The following is an 18770-nucleotide window of genomic DNA, read 5'->3' on the forward strand; positions in this document are numbered from 1 at the left end:
TGTCTGCGGGCTGTGCAGTGGTAATGTTCGGCGCGTAGTCAGCAGGTCAACCTTCGAACTGGATCACCATGCGGCCTTTGATCTTGCCTTCCAGCATCTCGTCGAAGATCTGGTTGATGTCTTCGATCGGCCGGAGTGTCACCTTGGGCACGACTTTGCCTTCTGCGGCAAAGTGGAAGGCCTCCTGCAAGTCCTGGCGGGTGCCCACCAGCGAGCCGACTACTTCGATGCCGTCCAGTACCAGGCGGGGGATGTTCAGGTTCATGGCTTCGGAGGGCAGGCCGACCGCAACCAGGCGGCCACCGGCACGCAGGGCGTCTACCGCCGAGTCGAATGCGGCTTTGGCTACTGCCGTAACCACGGCTGCATGGGCACCACCGGTCTTGGCCTGAATGACTTTCGCTGCATCCTCGGTGCGGGGGTTGACCACCATGTCGGCGCCCATCTCGCTGGCGAAGCGCAGTTGCTCGTCGTTGACGTCGATGGCAATCACTTTGGCGTTGAACACATTCTTCGCATATTGCAGGGCCAGATTGCCCAAGCCACCGAGGCCATAGATGGCGATCCACTGGCCGGGGCGAATGTTGGAGCTTTTCACGGCCTTGTAGGTGGTGACGCCGGCGCAGGTGACGCTGCTGGCCGCTGCAGAGTCGAGGCCATCAGGCACCTTGACCGAGTAGTCGGCCTTGACGATGCAGGCCTCGGCCATGCCGCCGTCGACGGTGTAGCCGGAATTCTTCACTTCGCGGCACAGTGTTTCGTTGCCACTGGTGCAGTATTCGCAGTGCCCACAGCCCTGGTAAAACCAGGCAACGCTGGCGCGGTCGCCGGGCTTGAGCGAAGTGACACCGGGGCCTACCTCCTGAACCACTCCAATGCCTTCGTGACCCAGCACGACACCGGTCTTGTCACCGAAGTCGCCATTTTTGACATGCAGGTCGGTATGGCATACCCCGCAGCATTGCATCTTCAGCAGCGCTTCGCCGTGTTCCAGTGGGCGCAGGGTTTTCTCGACAACGTCCACGCGACGGCCTGGCGCAACAACAGCAGCTTTCATAGGAGCCTCCGTGTCTATCCGAATGAGCTTGAGTGATGGCCGGATCAGCATAGACCTTGCGCGCGAGGGGAAAACTGCTCCAGATCATGAGGGTGAGCAGCCACAGGCTGTCGAACAAAGAAAAGCCCGCGGCAAATGTGCGGCGGGCTGCAAGAACGTACGGAGCGGGGTCAGTGTGCGCAAGCAGATGTCGGTATTTCGTGAAGCGCAGGTGATCAGCCTGTCATTTGGGGCGGAGTCATTGGCGGGGCGAAAAAAAGCCCGCCATGAAGGCGGGCAAGCAACGTTTGAAGGGAGAGCCTGCAGCTTGGGCCGGTGGCATTAACGGTGCATTAATAGCCCCCATTGACCCGGCACCTCGATCGGCCTATACAGGCCTGCCAAACACTTCAGGAGCCAGCATGCGCGACCAAGACGACCTTCACGAGCCGGAGCACGATCATCTTCTCGATCACGAATTCCTCTATGGCGACGACGTGGAACACGAGGCGGACGCCCAGGGCGCCGAGGATGAGCTGGAGGAAGACGAAACGCCGGGTGACTTCGATGACCTTGATGAAGAGCGGCTCGAGCACCCGGCGTGGTTCGATGACTGCGACGAGTGACTCAGCGCCCGTCTACGGAGAAGCGCCCAGGGCCGCTCACGGCCAATAGCATCAGGCCACCCATAATGGCCATGTTCTTCAGGAACTGGGTCATGTTGGCGCTGCGTTCGGGGTCGACCATGTTCCAGAAAGGGTGGCCGATCAGCGCGGTGCCCAGCACGAACAGCGCGAACAGTGCTGCCAGTGGCCGGGTATAGAAGCCAACGATCAGCAGGATGGCGACCACGAACTCCATCAGTACCGCAATTGCGGCCGCCAGCATCGGGGCGGGTGCACCCAGGGAGGTCATGTAGGCGACGGTCCCGTCGAAACCGGTCAGTTTGGCCCAGCCTGACAAGACGAACAGGATCATCAACAGCACGCGGGCAAGCAGGATGATGATGTCGCGTTGACCATCGAATAGGGAGTAGCGCATGGCGGCGTTCCAGTGGACAAATGTATGCTCCACTTTAGCAGCTGCGCAAAACATTGCTGCCAGACGCTAAAAAGGCGCCATGCAGGCGCCTTTTCAGGGGAATTTGGTGCGAGTGGCGGGACTCGAACCCGCAAGGCTCACGCCGACAGATTTTAAGTCTGCTGTGTATACCAATTCCACCACACTCGCACGCTTGAAGGGGTCGTGAACGACCGGCTCGCTTCTAAGCAGAAGGGCTTTGCAATCAAGCGCGCTTTATAACCCATTGTTATAGTTGAGTCAACCGCAGCACCTATGATCTACAGATGAGAGGGCAGTTGTAATGGGCAATTGACACGTTGCAGTCATTAAGCCACTGTTACAGATTGGTTGGATCCAAGAGTGTCAAGGGATGGCTCAAGGCTGGGCACACCGGGTTACGTTCATTTTGTCCTTCCTGCTGTGCCAGTGGAGTATGCATGGTTTCAGCTGATAGCATCGACCGCCCCGACATGCCCGCCCACCGTTATGAACAGCTGGTTCAGTCGGTGGTGGACTATGCCATCTACATGCTCGACCCTTCTGGGCATGTGGTGTCGTGGAATGCAGGCGCGCAACGGATCAAGGGTTACAGCGCCGACGAAGTGGTCGGCCGGCACTTTTCGCTGTTTTTTACCCCGCAGGACTGCGCTGACGGCCGCCCTGAGTGCCTGCTGCGCCAGGCGCTCGAGCAGGGTGTGGCACAGGATGAAGGCTGGCGGGTACGCAAGGATGGCACGCAGTTCTGGGCGTTGGCCGCGCTGGATGTGATTCGCGACGAAGACGGCCAGATCGTCGGCCTTGCCAAGGTCACCCGTGACATTACCGACCGTCGTGAGTCTGCCATGCAACTGGATGCCATGCGCGCCCAGCTGTTCCAGGCGCAGAAGCTTGAGGCGCTTGGCCAGTTGACCGGTGGCCTGGCGCACGACTTCAACAACATGCTGACCATCATTCTCAGCTCGGCACGCCTGGCGCAGACTACCCAGGACCCGGTGCGGGCGCAGCGCATGCTGCAGCACATCATCGATGCCGGGCAGCGCGGCACCGAGCTGACTCAGCAATTGCTCAGCTTCGCCCGCCACCGCCAGCTCGATGTGGCCAGTGTTGCACCGGCTGCCCTGGTTGCCGCCACCCGTGGCCTGCTGGAGCATGCGTTACCCAGTGCGATCACGCTGACGGTGGTGCTGCAACCGGACCTGCCGCTGATCGAAGTCGATGCCGGGCAGCTGCAAATGGTCTTGCTCAACCTGTTGTTCAATGCCCGCGACGCCATCAGCGGCAATGGCCATATCGACCTGAGGGTGGAGCTGGTCGACTTGGCCGGCGAGGTGGAAGGGCTGCACGGCCGCTTTGTGTGCTTTGGGGTGGAGGACAGTGGCGAGGGTATCGCGCCCGAAGTGCTGCCACGCATCTTCGAGCCATTCTTCACCACCAAGCCCTTTGGCAAGGGTACTGGCCTGGGCCTTAGCCAGGTGTACGGCTTCGCCAGGCAGAGCGGCGGCGCTATTCGTGTCGATAGCGCGCCGGGTCGTGGAACTTGCATGCAACTTTATCTGCCAATGTATCAGAACCAGGCACCCAGCCCACTCGACAGGTAGACAACATGGCACAGGCACTCAGGCGGCTGATAACGGGCATCGACGGGCTCGATGCGTTGCTCAGGGGTGGCCTGGTGGCTGGCGCCTCCTACATCGTTCAAGGGCCACCGGGTGCCGGCAAGACCATTCTTGCCAACCAGCTGGCCCATAACCACGTGCGTGACGGTGGTCGGGTGCTGGTGGCTACCTTGCTCAGCGAGTCACATGAACGCTTGTTCCAGTACCTGTCGACGCTCGCGTTCTTCGACCAGGGGTTGATTGGTGACCAGATCCAGTTCGTCAGCGCTTTCGACACCCTGGAGCAGGAAGGGCTGGAGGCTGTGGTGCGCTTGCTGCGCCAGGAAATCACCCGGCAAAAGGCCAGCCTGCTGATCGTCGACGGCGTGCTCAATGCCCGCGCCCGTGCACACACCACGCTCGACACCAAGAAGTTCGTCTCCGAACTGCAAGGCCACGCGGCGTTCGCGGGTTGTACCGTGTTGCTGCTGACCAGCGCCCGGCTGGAGGAGGGGAGCCCTGAGCACACCATGGTCGATGGGGTCATCGAGCTGGGTGAGCAGTTACTGGGCAGCCGTGCCGTGCGCCATGTCCAGTTACGCAAAACCCGCGGCAGTGGGGCGTTGTCGGGGCGCCACGAGTGCCTGATCGACGAGGCCGGCATGCACGTGTTTCCGCGCCTGGAAGCGCTGTTCAGCCAACCCAGCCAGGTCGCCGGCGGCAATGTGGGGCGCGTCACCAGCGGGGTACCCACGTTCGATGAAATGCTGGGCGGCGGGCTGGCGAACGGTTCGGTCAGCTTGTTGATCGGCCCGTCCGGTATTGGCAAGAGCTCGTTGTGCCTGGCATTTCTTGGCGCCAGTACCGCGCAAGCGCCAGGCTTGCATTTCGGCTTCTATGAAACGCCCGAGCGCCTGCGCAGCAAGGCCGCATCGCTGGGGTACGACTTTGCCGCGATGGAGCAAAGCGGCAGTTTGCAATTGTGTTGGCAACCCACCACAGAGGGGTTGCTCGACCAGGTGGGCGCGCGGCTGCTGGAGCGGGTCGCCGCACTGGGCAGCAAGCGCGTGGTGATCGACAGCCTGGGGGCATTCAGCCGCCTGGCCACCGACCCGGCCCGCCTCAATGCGTTCTTTCGCGCGTTGACCGGTGAGCTGCGCGCGCGCGGCGTCAGCGTGATGCTGACCTGGGAAATGCGCGATATTTTCGGCGCCGAGATCAGCGCACCGGCGCCGGACCTGTCGAGCATCGTCGACAACCTGATGCTGATGCGCTTTGTGGAACTGGACTCGCAGCTGCGGCGTATGCTGTCGATCCTCAAGGTGCGTGACAGCCACCATGACCCGGCCTTGCACGAGCTGCTGATCGGGCCCCAGGGCATCACGCTACACAAGGCGTTCGCCGGCAACAGCGGGGTGCTTTCGGGTACGCCGGTGCCGCAGGACGGCGGGTGACAGGCGGGGCAATGAACACCATTCTGATCGTCGATGACGAATACTTGATCGCCGATATCCTGGCCTTCGCCCTGGAGGAGGAAGGTTACGAGGTGAAAAAGGCCATCAACGGCAAGAAGGCGCTGGAAATGCTTGTGGCCGAGAGCGTGCAGTTGGTGATCACCGACTACATGATGCCGGTGCTCAATGGCGAGGAGCTGGTGCGCGCCATGCGTGACTGCTCGGCGCTGCGCGAGGTGCCAGTCATTCTCATGAGTGGCGCACAGGCCAGCCAGGTCTGTCCTGCCCTGTTCGAGGCCATTTTCGACAAGCCATTCGATATGGACAAGATGATTGCGAAGGTGCGTGAGCTACTGAAAGCCTGAAGCCTGCGGCCGAGCGCATCCATGCGCTTGGTCAGCCGGGGTTCACTGTGAATCGTCGTGCTTTTCCGGGGCTGGGCTGCCGGCCTGGATACGCTTGAAGATCTCTTCACGATGGACCTGTACATCCTTCGGTGCATCGATACCGATCCTCACCTGCATCCCTTTGACGCCCAGAATGGTGACTTTGATGTCATCATTGATGACGATACTTTCGCCAACCTTACGGGTGAGTATCAGCATGTAGTTCTCCTTGGTGATAATAAAGTCCGCATGGCTAACTGCCGCGGCGGCGGGAGCGGGTCCCTGTTCCTTCTCATTAAAGACGCTTTCGGCGGATAGTAATTCCCCGACAGAAAAATTCTGTTGCGTACCTTCACTTGCAGGTGCCAAAGCAAACCGTCAGCGATTTGTCGGCCAAGGTGCTCGGTGGCAAGAATAGGGCCGTTGGCGGCCAATGGGAAATTTCTTCGCATCATGGCTTAAATAGACAGGCTTAATGACCGTCCTGTTCCTCTAGGGCTTGAAGAAATACCAGCAAAGCCACCTCTTCAGGGTCCAGGCCTTTGCGTACGCGGTGCTTTGGCAAGTCCGCCAGGCGGCCCAGGGCGTAGTGTTCGAGTACGGCGGGGTGGATGTAGCAGCGGCGGCAGACCGCCGGGGTATTGCCCAGGCGCGTGGCCACCTGGCGAACGATGGCGGCCACCTGGCGTTTGGCCTCGGCCTCCGGTTCCCAGGCCAACGGCCTGAGCAGGTCCAGCGCCAGGCTGCTGCCAGCCCAGGTGCGGTAGTCCTTGGCGGTGAAGTCGGCACCTGTGAGTTGCTGCAGGAACTGGTTGACCTCGGCCGAGCCGACGCTATGGCGCTGGCCGTCGGCATCCAGGTACTGGAACAGCGCCTGCCCGGGCAGTTCCATGCAGCGCTTGAGCAGGTTGGCCAGGCGCCGGTCATTGAGGGTGACGTTGTGCTCGACACCGCGCTTGCCGCGGAACTGGAAGCGAATGCTGCTGCCCTTGACCTCTACGTGGCGGTTGCGCAGGGTGGTCAGGCCGTACGACTGGTTGTCGCGCAGGTAGCGCTGGTTGCCAATGCGGATCAGCGTGTGGTCCAGCAGGCTCACCACCAGTGCCATGACCTTTTCCCGGTCCAGCCCTGGGCGTGCCAGGTAGGTTTCCAGTTGTGCCCGCAGTTTCGGCAAAACCTGGGCGAAGGCCAGCATGCGGCCGTACTTGTGTTGGTCGCGCAGTTCGCGCCATTGCACATGGTAGCGGTATTGCTTGCGGCCACGCGCATCACGGCCGGTGGCCTGCAGGTGGCCCTGGGGGTCGGCACAGATCCACACGTCGGTGTAGGCCGGGGGGATCACCAGGGCGGCAATGCGCGCCAGGGTGTCCTTGTCGCGGACCCGTTCGCCATCGGCGTCCAGGTAGATGAAGCGGTCGCGCCAACGGCGCCGGGCCAGGCCTGGCTGGCTGTCTTCGACATAGTGCAAACTGCGCGGCAGAGGGCAGTCGAGCATGGTGTTTGGCCTCGATCAGATCACTGATCAATGGACAACACGCGTGCCAGGTATGCTCAGCCCAGTAGCGCCACCGATTTGATCTGGGCGTACACGACCTGCCCCGCGTGCAGGGCGAGCTGCTCTGCCGAAAACCGGGTAATGCGCGCGAGCAGCAGGTTGCCGCCAGCGTCCAGGCTGACCAGTACATGCGCCGGGTTGGCCGCGGGGCGGGTTTCGCGCACCTGTACCGGCAAACGGTTGAGGATGCTCGAGGTGCTGTCAGCTGTCAGTGCCAGGCTTACGTCACGCGCCTGCACCTTGACCCGCAAGGTGTCGCCCATGGCCCGGGCGGCATGGGCGATGCGTAGCAAGGGCCCATGTTCGCCGGGCAGGCGCAGGTCGAGCAGATCGTAGTGCGGGTCGTGCCCCACCACCCGGCCTTCGAACACCACCCCGGCGTCGTCGTCCTGGGCCAGCGGCAGATCGAGGCGGGCGAGGGTTTCGCCAATGGGGCCGCTGGCCACGGCTCGGCCGTGTTCCAGCAGCACCAGGTGGTCGGCCAGGCGTGCCACCTCATCTTGTGCGTGGCTGACATACACCAGCGGGATGTCCAGCTCACCGTGCAGGCGTTCCAGGTACGGCAGTATCTCGCGCTTGCGTGGGCCGTCGAGGGCGGCCAGCGGCTCATCCATCAATAGCAGCTGCGGGCTGCTGAGCAGGGCGCGGGCGATGCCAACCCGCTGCGCCTCACCACCCGACAAAGTCGCCGGGCGGCGCTCCAGCAAATGGCCGATACCCAACAGCTGGCTGGCCTGGCCCAGGCTGACTTTGCGTTCGGCGGCCGCCAGGCGGCGCCAGCCGAATTCCAGGTTGGCGCGCACCGACAGGTGCGGGAACAGGCTGGCCTCCTGGAATACATAGCCCACCGGGCGTAGGTGGGGAGGGCGGAAATAACCACGGCTGCTGTCCTGCCAGACCTCGCCGTTGACCTCGACATAGGCGTTGGCAGCCCGCTCCAGCCCCGCCAGGCAGCGCAGGCAAGTGGTCTTGCCAGAGCCGGACTGACCGAACAGTGCACTGATGCCGCGGCCGGGCAAGTGCAGGTCTACGTCCAGGGTAAAGTCGTCACGTGGCAGGTTCAGGCGCGCCACTATCGATGCAGTCATCTCAGCTCCAGCCGGCTTTACCGCGGCGCCCGGTGTACAGCAACAGCAGCACCAGGAACGAGAACACCAGCATGGCGCCGGCCAGCCAGTGTGCTTGTGAATATTCCATGGCCTCGACGTGATCGAAGATCTGTACCGAAACCACGCGCGTCTTGTCGGGGATGTTGCCACCGATCATCAGCACCACACCGAATTCACCCACGGTGTGGGCGAAACCGAGAATGCTGGCGGTGACGAAACCGGGGCGCGCCAGCGGCAGCACCACATGGAGGAAACAGTCCCACGGGCTGGCGCGCAAGGTGGCCGCGACCTCCAGCGGGCGCTGGCCGATGGCGGCAAAGGCGTTCTGCAACGGCTGGACCACGAAGGGCATGGAATAGACGGTCGAACCAATGACCAGGCCGGTGAAGCTGAACACCACGGTGCCCAGGCCCATGGCCTGGGTGGCCTGGCCGAGCCAGCCGTGGGGGCCGAGGGCGATCAGCAGATAGAAGCCGATGACGGTCGGTGGCAGCACCAGCGGCAGCGCCACCACCGCGCCCACTGGCCCGCGTAGCCAGGAGCGCGTGCGCGCCAGCCACCAGGCGACCGGCGTGCCGATGATCAGCAGGATCACCGTGGTCAGGCTGGCCAGTTTAACGGTCAGCCAGATGGCACCCAGGTCACTGGCATCCAGCGGCATCAGATTTTATAACCGTAGGACTTGATCAGGGCGGCGGCCTTTGGCCCCTTCAGGTATTCGATCAGGGCCTTGGCGGCAGCGTTGTCCTTGCCTTTGTCGAGCAGTACGGCGTCCTGGCGGATCGGGTCGTGCAGGTTGGCCGGTACGATCCAGGCCGAGCCTTGGGTCACTTTACCGTCCTTGAAGATTTGTGACAGCGCGACAAAACCCAGTTCGGCATTGCCGGTGGAGACGAACTGGAAAGCCTGGGTGATGTTCTGGCCTTCGACGATCTTGCCTTTGGTGGCCGCGGTAAGCTGCAGTTTGTCCAGTACCTGGGTGGCGGCCAGGCCGTATGGCGCGGCCTTGGGGTTGGCGATGGCCAGGTGGCTGAATGCGTTTTGTTTCAGCACCTCGCCCTTGGCGTCGACGTAGCCTTCTTTCGCCGACCACAGCGCCAGGGTGCCGATGGCGTAGGTGAAGCGTGAACCGGGGACGATCTGCTTTTCTTCCTCGAGCTTTTTCGGGGTCGTGTCATCGGCGGCAAGGAACACCTCGAAGGGCGCGCCGTTCTTTATCTGGGCGTAAAACTGCCCCGTGGCGCCGTAAGCCGCGACCAGTGTATGGCCGGTGTCGTGTTCGAAGTCCTTGGCAATGGCCTGGATGGGCGCCGTGAAGTTCGCCGCGACGGCCACTTGAACCTCGTCGGCCCAGGCGGTGTTGAAGGCAAACAGACTGGCCATGGCAGTGAAGGCCAGGTGAGACGGGCGGATACGCATGCAGGCAGCTCCTTGGGATATCGTTATATTCACAACTATATAGCGATAGGCCAGTTGTCGGGAAGGGCTGCTGGGGGCATTCGCAAGGATGGTGTGATTGCGGGCTAACGAAAGGTTGCCGCAGGCCGCACAGGCGCGGTCTACCCGGCAACCCTGGCCAGTGCCTTGGCCGCGATCTCCCGGGTCAGCGCCTCGGCCGGCATACGCCGCCCCAACCGCAACGCCTGCCCTGACCACAAGTTGCTGAAGTCGCTGTTGCCCTGCGGCTCGGTGATTGCCCTTAACGGCATCAATGCCCCGCCCGCCAGCGGAAACGCTGGTGCCAGCGCGCTCATCGGCCCCAGCTCGCGCATGATACGGTTGTTGATGCCGCGGGCCGGGCGGCCGGTAAACAGGTTGGTCAGCGCCGTGTCACTGGCAGGCGCACTGTCCAGCGCCTGCCGATGTGCTGGCGAAACCTTGGCCTCGGGGCAGAACAGGTATGCCGTGCCGATCTGCACGGCAGATGCGCCCAGGGCCAGGGCCGCCACCAGGCCGCGATGGTCAGCGATGCCACCGGCGGCGATGACCGGCACGCGGACTGCGTCGGCCACCTGCGGTACCAGGGCAAAGGTGCCGATCTGGCTGGTGATGGCGTCGCTGAGAAACATGCCGCGATGGCCGCCGGCTTCATAACCCATGGCGATGATGGCGTCACAGCCGTTGCGCTCCAGCCAGACGGCCTCTTGCACGGTAGTGGCGGTGCAGAGCACCTTGGCACCGCTGGCCTGTACCCGTTGCAGCAGGTCGGCCTGGGGCAAGCCAAAGTGGAAGCTCACCACTTCCGGCCGCAGTTGTTCGACCAGTTGGCAACTCGCCTCATCGAAAGGCGCACGGTTCGAGACCGGGGTGGGCGCCACGAAATCCGCCCCCACTTCGCTGTAGTAGGGGGCGAGCGCCTGCTTCCAGCGCGCGTCGCGCTCGGCGTCGGGCGCGGGTGGCTGGTGGCAGAAAAAGTTCAGGTTCAAGGGGCGCCCCGGGCAGCCGGCGCGGAATGCAGCAATTTCAGCGCGCACCTGCTCACCGTTGAGCATGGCGCAGGGTAGGGCGCCCAGGCCGCCGGCCGAGCCCACCGCAATGGCCATGGCCGAGCCGGTTGCCCCCGCCATGGGGGCCTGCAGAATGGGCAACTCGATGCCCAACAGGTCGAGGATGCGGCGGTCGGGCCAGTGGCGCATGCGAGGTCTCCTTGCGCTGGGCGAACGGTGCGGCGGCTACTACAGGGCCTTGCTGACCTGAATGTCGCTGATCTTGTCGGCGTCTTCACCATGGATTTTGCGCAAGGCTTCGAGGGCTTGCGCCTGCGAGGCGTCGGGCATCAGCGCGAAGTCCCAGCGACGCTGGCCGTCGAGTTTGTATTTGATCACGTACTTGATGGTCTGGGTCATGGTGGCCTTATCTGAGTTTCGACGACGAGCGACGGATGATCTTGATCTTGTGGGTCAGGGTGGGCTTGCGAGTAACCGAGATCGGGCGGGTGGTCACGGTATCGATGGTGATATTCCAGAAACCGGTGCTGGGCACGGTGATCTTCGCCGGAAACTTCTCGAAGTGGCCGCCGTGGTAGGTATGACGGCCGCCGTTCTTGAAGCTGCGGAAATTGGCGTCGTTCATCAGGCGGATATTGCAGCGCTGGGAACACTCGATGACGACGATGTCGTCCTCATTGAGGTGCTCGCGCTGGTGTACGAATTTCATGTGATGCTCCGCAAGGTTTGGTTCAGCAAAGGCAAAAGATACCACGATGTGCCGTTATACTGCCGCGCTGTTCGCCGGGCTTGGATAATTCTGCCAAAGCACGGAGCAAAACTGCCTGACGGTGGTCGAACGGGGTTCGTACAAGTTGAGGTATGACAGATGAAGTGGATGGTGGCCGCGTTGACACTGGCACTGGGTGGCTGTGTCAGTGTTTCCGAGTTGGAGCAATCGCATGCGACCCTGGATGTGATTTCTGGCAAGACGCCCCGGGAGTATGCCGATTGCGTCAAGGCGCAGCTTGCCGACAGCCGTGACCCACTGGTGGAAGAGCGGCGCGGTGACGGCCTGCGCCTAACGGTGCCGCAGAAGCTGACAGTAGGTGCTGGCCCGGCCGCCCTGCTGGATATCGATGAGCGTGGCGGCGGCAGCAGCATCAAGCTGCATGAGCGGCTGAGCAACTTTCCGTTGCGCCTGGGCGATGTGCGCACGGCAGCTACCCGCTGCATCTCGGGGAGTTGATCTGAGGCAAGTAAAGGGCGGTTAATGGGCTATTGGCCATCAGATCGGCCGGCCTGACGTTGTTGCGATTTCCCCGACGGGGCTAGTATCCATTTGCTTATGTTTTTTAAGCCTAAGCTTATAACAAAAGAAATGGAGATTCGTGATGACACCGTTGAGTCGCGTCGTGATCGGCAGCCTGCTGATCCTGGCCTGGCCCGGGGCGCATGCCGCCGATGGCCAGAAAATTTTCACCCAAGGCGGGGCCAACCCCGCCGCCCTGGCTTGCCTGGGTTGCCATGGCCCGGACGCCAAGGGCATCGCTGCGGCGGGCTTTCCGCGGCTGGCCGGCCTGCCGGCTGCTTACCTCAGCAAGCAATTGCATGATTGGCGCAGTGGCAGCCGCAAGCAGGCGGTGATGGAACCGTTGGCCAAGGCCCTGAGCGAAGAGGAAATCACCGCCGTCAGCCGCTACCTGGCCAGCCTGCCGGCAGTCAAGGTTGTTGATGCGCGCCGCCAGCAGATTGCCGGTGACCCTACCACCCGCCTGGCCCTGTACGGCGACTGGAACCGGCATATCCCTGGTTGCGTGCAATGCCACGGTCCGGGTGGCGGTGGCGTTGGCGAGCACTTCCCGCCTTTGGCCGGGCAGCCTGCCAGTTACCTGGTGGCGCAGCTCAATGCCTGGCGCGACGGCAGCCGCAGCAATGACCCGAACCAGCTGATGGTCGGCGTGGCCAAGGCCATGACCGATGACGAGATCAAGGCTGTTGCCGAGTTCTTCGCCCGCCCCGCCAGCCAGGAGGTCAAACCATGAAACCGCTGATCCCTGCTCTGTTGCTGCTGGTTGTGGGCAGTGCCCAGGCCGCGCCTATCGCCATGGAAGATCAGTCGCAACTGAAGGTCCCCGGCAAGCAGACCGCCCCGCAGTTCACGCCCCCGGCGGAAGACGAGCTGCCCGCCAATGCCTTCGGCAAGATGGTGCGTGAAGGCCATGCCTTGTTCGTCGATACCCGCCGGCTGATGCCCGAGGCGGTGGGCAACGGCATGAACTGCAGCAACTGCCACCTCGACCAGGGGCGTATGGCCCATTCGGCGCCACTGTGGGGCGCGTACCCCATGTACCCCGCCTATCGCAAGAAAAACGACAAGGTCAACACCTTTGCCGAGCGCATCCAGGGCTGCGTCCAGTTCAGCATGAATGGCAAGCCGCCGGCCGCGGACAGCCCGCAGATGACGGCGCTGTCGGTGTACGCGTACTGGCTGTCGACCAAGGCGCCGACCGGCGTCGAAATTGCCGGGCGCGGTTACCCGGAAGTCGCGCAGCCTGCAGGCGGGTACGACTTCACGCGTGGCCAGCAGGTGTACCGCGAGCAATGCGCGATTTGCCATGGTGACAACGGTGAAGGGCAGAAAGTGGCGGGCGAATATGTGATGCCGCCGCTGTGGGGCAAGGACAGCTACAACTGGGGCGCCGGTATGCACCGTATCAACACGGCGGCATCCTTCATCAAGTACAACATGCCACTGGGCAAGCCGGGCAGCCTCAGCGACCAGCAGGCCTGGGATGTTGCGGCATGGATCAACCGGCATGAACGGCCGCAGGATCCCCGCCTGGTAGAAGGCTCTGTCGAGAAGACGCGGGTGAAATTCCATGCCAATGACGGCGTGAACCTGTATGGGCAGAAGGTCGATGGCGTGCTGGTCGGGCAGGGGACCGGTAGCTGACGGGTGCCTGTAGCGAACGCTTGGCGGGTAAACCTGGCCTGCAACGGTGGTTGTGGAAGCAGGTTTACTCGCCAGGAGGCCACCACAGGCATGCGTGAGCTGTGGCATTTCACTTGCATGTCTGCTGGCGATATTTGCGATCCCTCGGAACTATCTACACTTGCTTATCTCTATCTACCCATCGGTTGGCCGCAGGTCAGGCATTGTAAGGTTTGTGCCGCCTGATTAGACTGCGCCGAATTCCACAGGCCTAGCCTTTTGTAAGGACGTATATGATCAAGAAATGCTTGTTCCCGGCAGCCGGCTACGGTACGCGCTTCCTGCCTGCTACCAAAGCCATGCCCAAGGAAATGCTGCCGGTGGTCAACAAGCCACTGATCCAGTATGGCGTTGAAGAGGCATTGGATGCCGGCCTGAGCGAAATCTCCATCGTGACCGGCCGCGGCAAGCGCGCCCTGGAAGATCACTTCGACATCAGCTACGAGCTGGAAAACCAGATCAAGGGCACCGACAAGGAGAAATACCTGGTCGGTATCCGCCGTCTGCTGGACGAGTGCTCGTTCTCGTACACCCGCCAGACCGAAATGAAAGGCCTGGGCCATGCCATTCTCACCGGGCGCCCGCTGATCGGCGACGAGCCGTTTGCAGTGGTGCTGGCGGACGACCTGTGCGTCAACCCGGAAGGTGACGGCGTGCTGACCCAGATGGTCAAGCTGTACAACCAGTTCCGCTGCTCGATCATCGCCATCCAGGAAGTCGACCCTCAGGAAACCAACAAGTACGGTGTCATCGCCGGTGACATGATCCGTGACGACATCTTCCGCGTTACCAACATGGTCGAGAAGCCCGCACCGGAAGATGCACCTTCGAACCTGGCGATCATTGGCCGTTACATCCTGACGCCGGATATCTTCGACATCATCAAGAACACCGAGCCAGGCAAGGGCGGCGAAATCCAGATCACCGACGCGCTGATGCAGCAGGCGCAGAACGGCTGCGTGATCGCCTACAAGTTCAAGGGCAAGCGCTTCGACTGCGGTGGCGCCGAGGGCTACATCGACGCGACCAACTTCTGCTTCGAGAACTACTACAAGACTGGCAAGGCTTACTGATACAGCCGCTGCTTGTAGCAACATTGCGATGACTGGGGCCGCCGCGCGGCCCTTCGCGGGCAGGCCCGCTCCTACAGATACCGCGCACGCCTTTGGCGTGCGCCCACCTGATGGGAGCGGGTCTGCCACGAAGGGCTGCAAAGCGGCCTCAGTGCGTTATGCTGGTCGCCTGCTAGGAGAGAGAACACATGGCCTACGATTTTGATCTGTTCGTGATTGGCGCCGGCTCCGGCGGGGTGCGCGCTGCGCGCTTTGCCGCTGGTTTTGGTGCAAAAGTGGCAGTGGCTGAAAGCCGTTACCTGGGCGGCACCTGTGTCAACGTCGGCTGCGTGCCGAAAAAGCTGCTGGTCTACGGTGCGCATGTGGCCGATGAACTGGAACAGGCTGCCGGTTACGGCTGGTCCCTGGAAGAAGGGCACTTCGACTGGGGCACCCTGATTGCCAACAAGAACCGTGAGATCGAGCGCCTGAACGGCATCTACCGTAACCTGCTGGTGAACAGTGGAGTGACCCTGCTGCAGGGGCACGCGCGCCTGACCGGGGCCAATGAAGTGGAAGTGGAGGGCCAACGCTACAGTGCCAGGCACATCCTGATCGCCACCGGTGGCTGGCCGCAGGTGCCGGACATTCCAGGCAAGGAACTGGCAATCACCTCCAACGAAGCCTTCTACCTCAAGAGCCTGCCACGCCGGGTGCTGGTGGTCGGCGGTGGCTACATCGCGGTTGAGTTCGCCGGTATCTTCCAGGGCCTGGGGGCGGCTACTTCGCTGCTGTACCGTGGCGACCTGTTCCTGCGCGGTTTCGATGGTTCGGTACGTACCCATTTGAAGGAAGAGCTGGAAAAACGCGGCCTCGACCTGCAGTTCAATGCCGATATCCAGCGCATCGACAAGCTTGAAGACGGTAGCCTGAAGGCCACGCTCAAGGATGGCCGCGAGTTGCAGGCCGACTGCGTGTTCTATGCCACCGGCCGACGCCCGATGCTGGACAACCTGGGCCTGGAAAACACCGGCGTCGAGCTGGACGAGCGTGGCTATATCCGGGTCGATGAACAATACCAGACGACCGCGCCGTCGGTCCTGGCCATTGGTGACGTGATTGGCCGGGTGCAACTGACCCCGGTGGCGCTGGCCGAAGGCATGGCGGTGGCGCGGCGCCTGTTCAAGCCCGAGCAGTACCGCCCGGTGGACTACCAGAACATCCCCACAGCCGTGTTCAGCCAGCCGCCAATCGGTACCGTGGGGCTGACGGAAGAACAGGCGCTGGCGGCAGGGCACAAGGTGCAGATATTCGAAAGCCGCTTCCGCGCCATGAAACTGACCCTGACCGACATCCAGGAAAAGACCCTGATGAAGCTGGTGGTCGATGCCGACACCGACAAGGTGCTGGGCTGCCACATGGTCGGCCCTGATGCCGGCGAGATCATTCAGGGCCTGGGTATTGCCCTGAAGGCCGGCGCCACCAAGCAGCAATTCGACGAAACCATCGGCGTGCACCCGACGGCCGCCGAAGAGTTCGTCACCCTGCGTACGGCTAGCCGTTGATCTATGCGTTACGTTGAAGGGGCGGGGCAGCCCGCTCCTACAACTGAGTCTTCTATCAAGTACCTCTGGCTATAGCCAAAACCAATCACGAGCATGATCTTTGCCAATGAGCCTTCAGCGGGATGATTAGTTAGGATTCTATCCATCAACTGATTCCAACCCCATGAAGGAGCGTCTCTCATGCCAATCATCAACAGCCAGGTCAAACCGTTCAACGCTACCGCCTACCACAAAGGCGAGTTCGTGCAGGTCAGCGAAGCCGACCTGAAAGGCAAGTGGTCCGTCGTGTTCTTCTACCCGGCCGACTTCACCTTCGTTTGCCCGACCGAGCTGGGTGACCTCGCCGACAACTACGCCGAGTTCCAGAAGCTGGGCGTGGAAATCTACGGCGTGTCCACCGACACCCACTTCACCCACAAAGCCTGGCACGACACGTCGGACACCATCGGCAAGATCCAGTACCCGCTGATCGGTGACCCAACCCACGTCATCTCGCGCAACTTCGACGTGCTGATCGAAGAAGCTGGCCTGGCCGATCGCGGTACCTTTGTGATCAACCCGGAAGGCCAGATCAAGATCGTGGAACTGAACGACGGTGGTGTAGGCCGCGATGCAGCTGAGCTGCTGCGCAAAGTGAAAGCTGCCCAGTACGTTGCTGCCCACCCAGGCGAAGTTTGCCCGGCCAAGTGGAAAGAAGGCGAAGCCACCCTGGCGCCATCGCTGGACCTGGTCGGCAAGATCTAAGGCCATGCGCGCAACAACGCGGGCGGTAGGCAGCCGCCAAAGCTGAACAAGCTACCGCCCCGTCAAACGCCCGGGCGACCTCGCCTGGGCGTTTTTGTATCCGAGTATTGAAGAAGGAATCGCCCGTATGTTGGACGCCACGCTTAAATCGCAACTGAAAACCTACCTGGAGCGGGTCACCCAGCCGATCGAGATCGTTGCCTCCCTCGACGACGGCGCGAAGTCCCGTGAATTGCATGACCTGCTGGTGGAGATCGCCAGCTTGTCCACACTCATTACCCTCAGCGCGGACGGCACCGATGCCCGTCGCCCATCGTTCTCGTTGAGCCGCCCGGGTGCTGGCGCCGATGGCAAAGGTATCAGCCTGCGCTTCGCCGGCATCCCCATGGGCCACGAATTCACCTCGCTGGTGCTGGCACTGCTGCAAGTCGGCGGCCACCCTTCCAAGGCCAGTGCCGAAGTGATCGAACAGATCCAGGCATTGGAAGGCGAATTCACCTTCGAAACCTATTTCTCGCTGTCGTGCCAGAACTGCCCGGACGTGGTCCAGGCGTTGAACCTGATGGCCGTGCTCAACCCCAACGTGCGCCACGTGGCCATCGACGGCGCGCTGTTCCAGGGTGAAGTGGAAGCGCGCAAGATCATGGCAGTACCGAGCATCTACCTGAACGGTGAGTTGTTTGGCCAGGGGCGCATGGGCCTGGAGGAAATCCTCGGCAAGATCGACACCAGCGCCGGTGCGCGCCAGGCCGAGAAGATCAACGCCAAGGACGCTTTCGATGTGCTGGTTGTGGGCGGTGGCCCGGCTGGCGCGGCGGCTGCCATCTACGCAGCGCGCAAGGGCATTCGTACCGGCGTGGCTGCCGAGCGCTTCGGTGGCCAGGTACTCGACACCCTGGCCATCGAAAACTTCATCTCGGTGCAGGAAACCGAAGGGCCAAAACTGGCGACTGCACTCGAAGAGCACGTCAAGCAGTACGACGTCGACATCATGAACCTGCAGCGCGGCGAAGCATTGGTTCCGGCCACCGACGGCGGCTTGCATGAAGTGCGCCTGGCGGGCGGCGCATCGCTCAAGGCCAAGACCGTGATCCTGGCCACCGGTGCCCGCTGGCGTGAAATGAACGTGCCGGGTGAGCAGGAATACCGCGCGCGTGGCGTGGCCTACTGCCCGCACTGCGACGGCCCGTTGTTCAAAGGCAAGCGCGTGGCGGTGATTGGTGGTGGCAACTCGGGTGTTGAGGCCGCCATTGACCTGGCCGGTATTGTTGCCCAGGTGACGCTGATCGAATTCGACAGCCAACTGCGCGCCGACGCGGTGTTGCAGCGCAAGCTGCACAGTTTGCCTAATGTGAAAGTGATCACCAGTGCGCTGACTACCGAGGTGCTTGGCAACGGCGAGAAAGTCACTGGCCTGCGCTACAAGGATCGCGCCACGGACGAGCAGCATGAAGTCGCGCTGGAAGGCATCTTCGTGCAGATTGGCCTGTTGCCGAACACCGACTGGCTCAAAGGTACCGTCGAGCTGTCACCGCGCGGCGAGATCATTGTCGATGCCAAGGGCCAGACCAGCATTCCAGGGGTGTTCGCTGCGGGGGACGTGACCACCGTGCCGTACAAGCAGATCGTGATTGCGGTGGGTGAGGGGGCCAAGGCTTCGCTGGCGGCCTTCGACCACCTGATCCGGACCTCGGCACCGGCGTAAGCCTGGGCTGGCCCTGCCTTCGAAGGCGGAGCAACTGTCTTTCTCAAAATTTGAAAAAGCCTGCGTGATTCACCTGTAGGAGCGGG

21 protein-coding genes and 1 tRNA gene are annotated in these 18770 nt (G+C 62.2%); 11 read left to right on the forward strand and 11 right to left on the reverse strand.

Annotated elements, in window-relative coordinates; genetic code table 11:
* Positions 1-46: 46 nt before the first annotated feature.
* Complete coding sequence (gene adhP, locus B3361_RS08525; RefSeq protein WP_054905742.1) at positions 47-1057, reverse strand: alcohol dehydrogenase AdhP; 1011 nt, start codon at positions 1055-1057, stop codon at positions 47-49.
* A 401-nt stretch (positions 1058-1458) separates the two neighbouring features.
* Between adhP and B3361_RS08530 the strand changes: the two genes are divergently transcribed.
* Positions 1459-1662 carry a hypothetical protein gene (locus B3361_RS08530; RefSeq protein ID WP_054905743.1) on the forward strand — a complete coding sequence of 68 codons (204 nt, stop codon included), beginning with the start codon at positions 1459-1461 and terminating at the stop codon, positions 1660-1662.
* 1 nt (position 1663) lies between these two features.
* Here the strand turns inward: B3361_RS08530 and B3361_RS08535 are convergent, their stop codons facing one another.
* Positions 1664-2077: a DoxX family protein gene (locus B3361_RS08535; protein WP_054905744.1), complete on the reverse strand. Its 414-nt coding sequence runs from the start codon at positions 2075-2077 to the stop codon at positions 1664-1666.
* A 104-nt stretch (positions 2078-2181) separates the two neighbouring features.
* Positions 2182-2266 (reverse strand) — tRNA-Leu (locus tag B3361_RS08540).
* A 269-nt stretch (positions 2267-2535) separates the two neighbouring features.
* Between B3361_RS08540 and B3361_RS08545 the strand changes: the two genes are divergently transcribed.
* Genes B3361_RS08545 through B3361_RS08555 form a run of 3 tightly spaced genes read left to right on the forward strand, consistent with a single transcriptional unit; the run spans position 2536 to position 5512 of the window.
* The gene (locus B3361_RS08545) at positions 2536-3696 is read left to right on the forward strand and encodes a two-component system sensor histidine kinase NtrB (RefSeq protein ID WP_054905753.1); all 1161 of its coding nucleotides are present in this window, start codon (positions 2536-2538) and stop codon (positions 3694-3696) included.
* A 5-nt stretch (positions 3697-3701) separates the two neighbouring features.
* Positions 3702-5147 (forward strand): ATPase domain-containing protein, encoded by a 1446-nt coding sequence (locus tag B3361_RS08550; protein WP_054905754.1) that lies wholly within the window; start codon positions 3702-3704, stop codon positions 5145-5147.
* 11 nt (positions 5148-5158) lie between these two features.
* Positions 5159-5512, forward strand: a complete 354-nt coding sequence (locus B3361_RS08555; protein WP_054905755.1) for a response regulator transcription factor — start codon at positions 5159-5161, stop codon at positions 5510-5512.
* Between the two features lie 42 nt (positions 5513-5554).
* Here the strand turns inward: B3361_RS08555 and csrA are convergent, their stop codons facing one another.
* The 8 genes from csrA to B3361_RS08595 form a co-directional block, all read right to left on the reverse strand.
* Complete coding sequence (gene csrA, locus B3361_RS08560) at positions 5555-5752, reverse strand: carbon storage regulator CsrA (RefSeq protein WP_009683195.1); 198 nt, start codon at positions 5750-5752, stop codon at positions 5555-5557.
* Between the two features lie 253 nt (positions 5753-6005).
* Positions 6006-7028 (reverse strand): DNA topoisomerase IB, encoded by a 1023-nt coding sequence (locus B3361_RS08565; protein WP_054905756.1) that lies wholly within the window; start codon positions 7026-7028, stop codon positions 6006-6008.
* 56 nt (positions 7029-7084) lie between these two features.
* A complete protein-coding gene (gene modC / locus B3361_RS08570; protein WP_054905757.1) occupies positions 7085-8176 on the reverse strand; it encodes a molybdenum ABC transporter ATP-binding protein in 1092 nt (363 codons plus the stop codon).
* A gap of 1 nt (position 8177) precedes the next feature.
* Positions 8178-8858: a molybdate ABC transporter permease subunit gene (modB, locus tag B3361_RS08575; RefSeq protein WP_054905758.1), complete on the reverse strand. Its 681-nt coding sequence runs from the start codon at positions 8856-8858 to the stop codon at positions 8178-8180.
* The gene (gene modA, locus B3361_RS08580; protein ID WP_225624768.1) at positions 8858-9580 is read right to left on the reverse strand and encodes a molybdate ABC transporter substrate-binding protein; all 723 of its coding nucleotides are present in this window, start codon (positions 9578-9580) and stop codon (positions 8858-8860) included. The genes modB and modA overlap by 1 nt, the downstream gene beginning before the upstream one ends.
* A gap of 176 nt (positions 9581-9756) precedes the next feature.
* Positions 9757-10833, reverse strand: coding sequence for an NAD(P)H-dependent flavin oxidoreductase (locus B3361_RS08585; RefSeq protein WP_054906217.1), 1077 nt, complete (start codon positions 10831-10833; stop codon positions 9757-9759).
* 39 nt (positions 10834-10872) lie between these two features.
* On the reverse strand, positions 10873-11043 hold the full coding sequence (locus B3361_RS08590) for a hypothetical protein (protein ID WP_165944137.1): 171 nt from the start codon (positions 11041-11043) through the stop codon (positions 10873-10875).
* 7 nt (positions 11044-11050) lie between these two features.
* The gene (locus tag B3361_RS08595) at positions 11051-11353 is read right to left on the reverse strand and encodes a DUF1883 domain-containing protein (RefSeq protein ID WP_003250918.1); all 303 of its coding nucleotides are present in this window, start codon (positions 11351-11353) and stop codon (positions 11051-11053) included.
* Between the two features lie 159 nt (positions 11354-11512).
* Here B3361_RS08595 and B3361_RS08600 point away from each other — a divergent pair, with 159 nt between their 5' ends.
* The 7 genes from B3361_RS08600 (at position 11513) to ahpF (ending at position 18684) form a co-directional block, all read left to right on the forward strand.
* A complete protein-coding gene (locus B3361_RS08600) occupies positions 11513-11872 on the forward strand; it encodes a hypothetical protein (RefSeq protein ID WP_054906216.1) in 360 nt (119 codons plus the stop codon).
* A gap of 145 nt (positions 11873-12017) precedes the next feature.
* Complete coding sequence (locus B3361_RS08605; RefSeq protein ID WP_054906215.1) at positions 12018-12668, forward strand: c-type cytochrome; 651 nt, start codon at positions 12018-12020, stop codon at positions 12666-12668.
* Positions 12665-13579, forward strand: coding sequence for a c-type cytochrome (locus B3361_RS08610; protein WP_286920163.1), 915 nt, complete (start codon positions 12665-12667; stop codon positions 13577-13579). The genes B3361_RS08605 and B3361_RS08610 overlap by 4 nt, the downstream gene beginning before the upstream one ends.
* Before the next feature lie 272 nt (positions 13580-13851).
* The gene (gene galU / locus B3361_RS08615; protein WP_009683182.1) at positions 13852-14691 is read left to right on the forward strand and encodes a UTP--glucose-1-phosphate uridylyltransferase GalU; all 840 of its coding nucleotides are present in this window, start codon (positions 13852-13854) and stop codon (positions 14689-14691) included.
* A 188-nt stretch (positions 14692-14879) separates the two neighbouring features.
* Positions 14880-16235: a glutathione-disulfide reductase gene (gorA, locus tag B3361_RS08620; protein WP_054906213.1), complete on the forward strand. Its 1356-nt coding sequence runs from the start codon at positions 14880-14882 to the stop codon at positions 16233-16235.
* Positions 16236-16415: 180 nt separating this feature from the next.
* Entirely contained in the window at positions 16416-16979 is a 564-nt protein-coding gene (gene ahpC / locus B3361_RS08625) for an alkyl hydroperoxide reductase subunit C (protein WP_004375926.1), read from the forward strand.
* A 127-nt stretch (positions 16980-17106) separates the two neighbouring features.
* Positions 17107-18684 carry an alkyl hydroperoxide reductase subunit F gene (gene ahpF, locus B3361_RS08630; RefSeq protein ID WP_054906212.1) on the forward strand — a complete coding sequence of 526 codons (1578 nt, stop codon included), beginning with the start codon at positions 17107-17109 and terminating at the stop codon, positions 18682-18684.
* Positions 18685-18770 lie beyond the last annotated feature (86 nt).

It is taken from the genome of Pseudomonas sp. UBA6699 (assembly GCF_002454615.1).
GTDB lineage: Bacteria > Pseudomonadota > Gammaproteobacteria > Pseudomonadales > Pseudomonadaceae > Aquipseudomonas > Aquipseudomonas juntendi.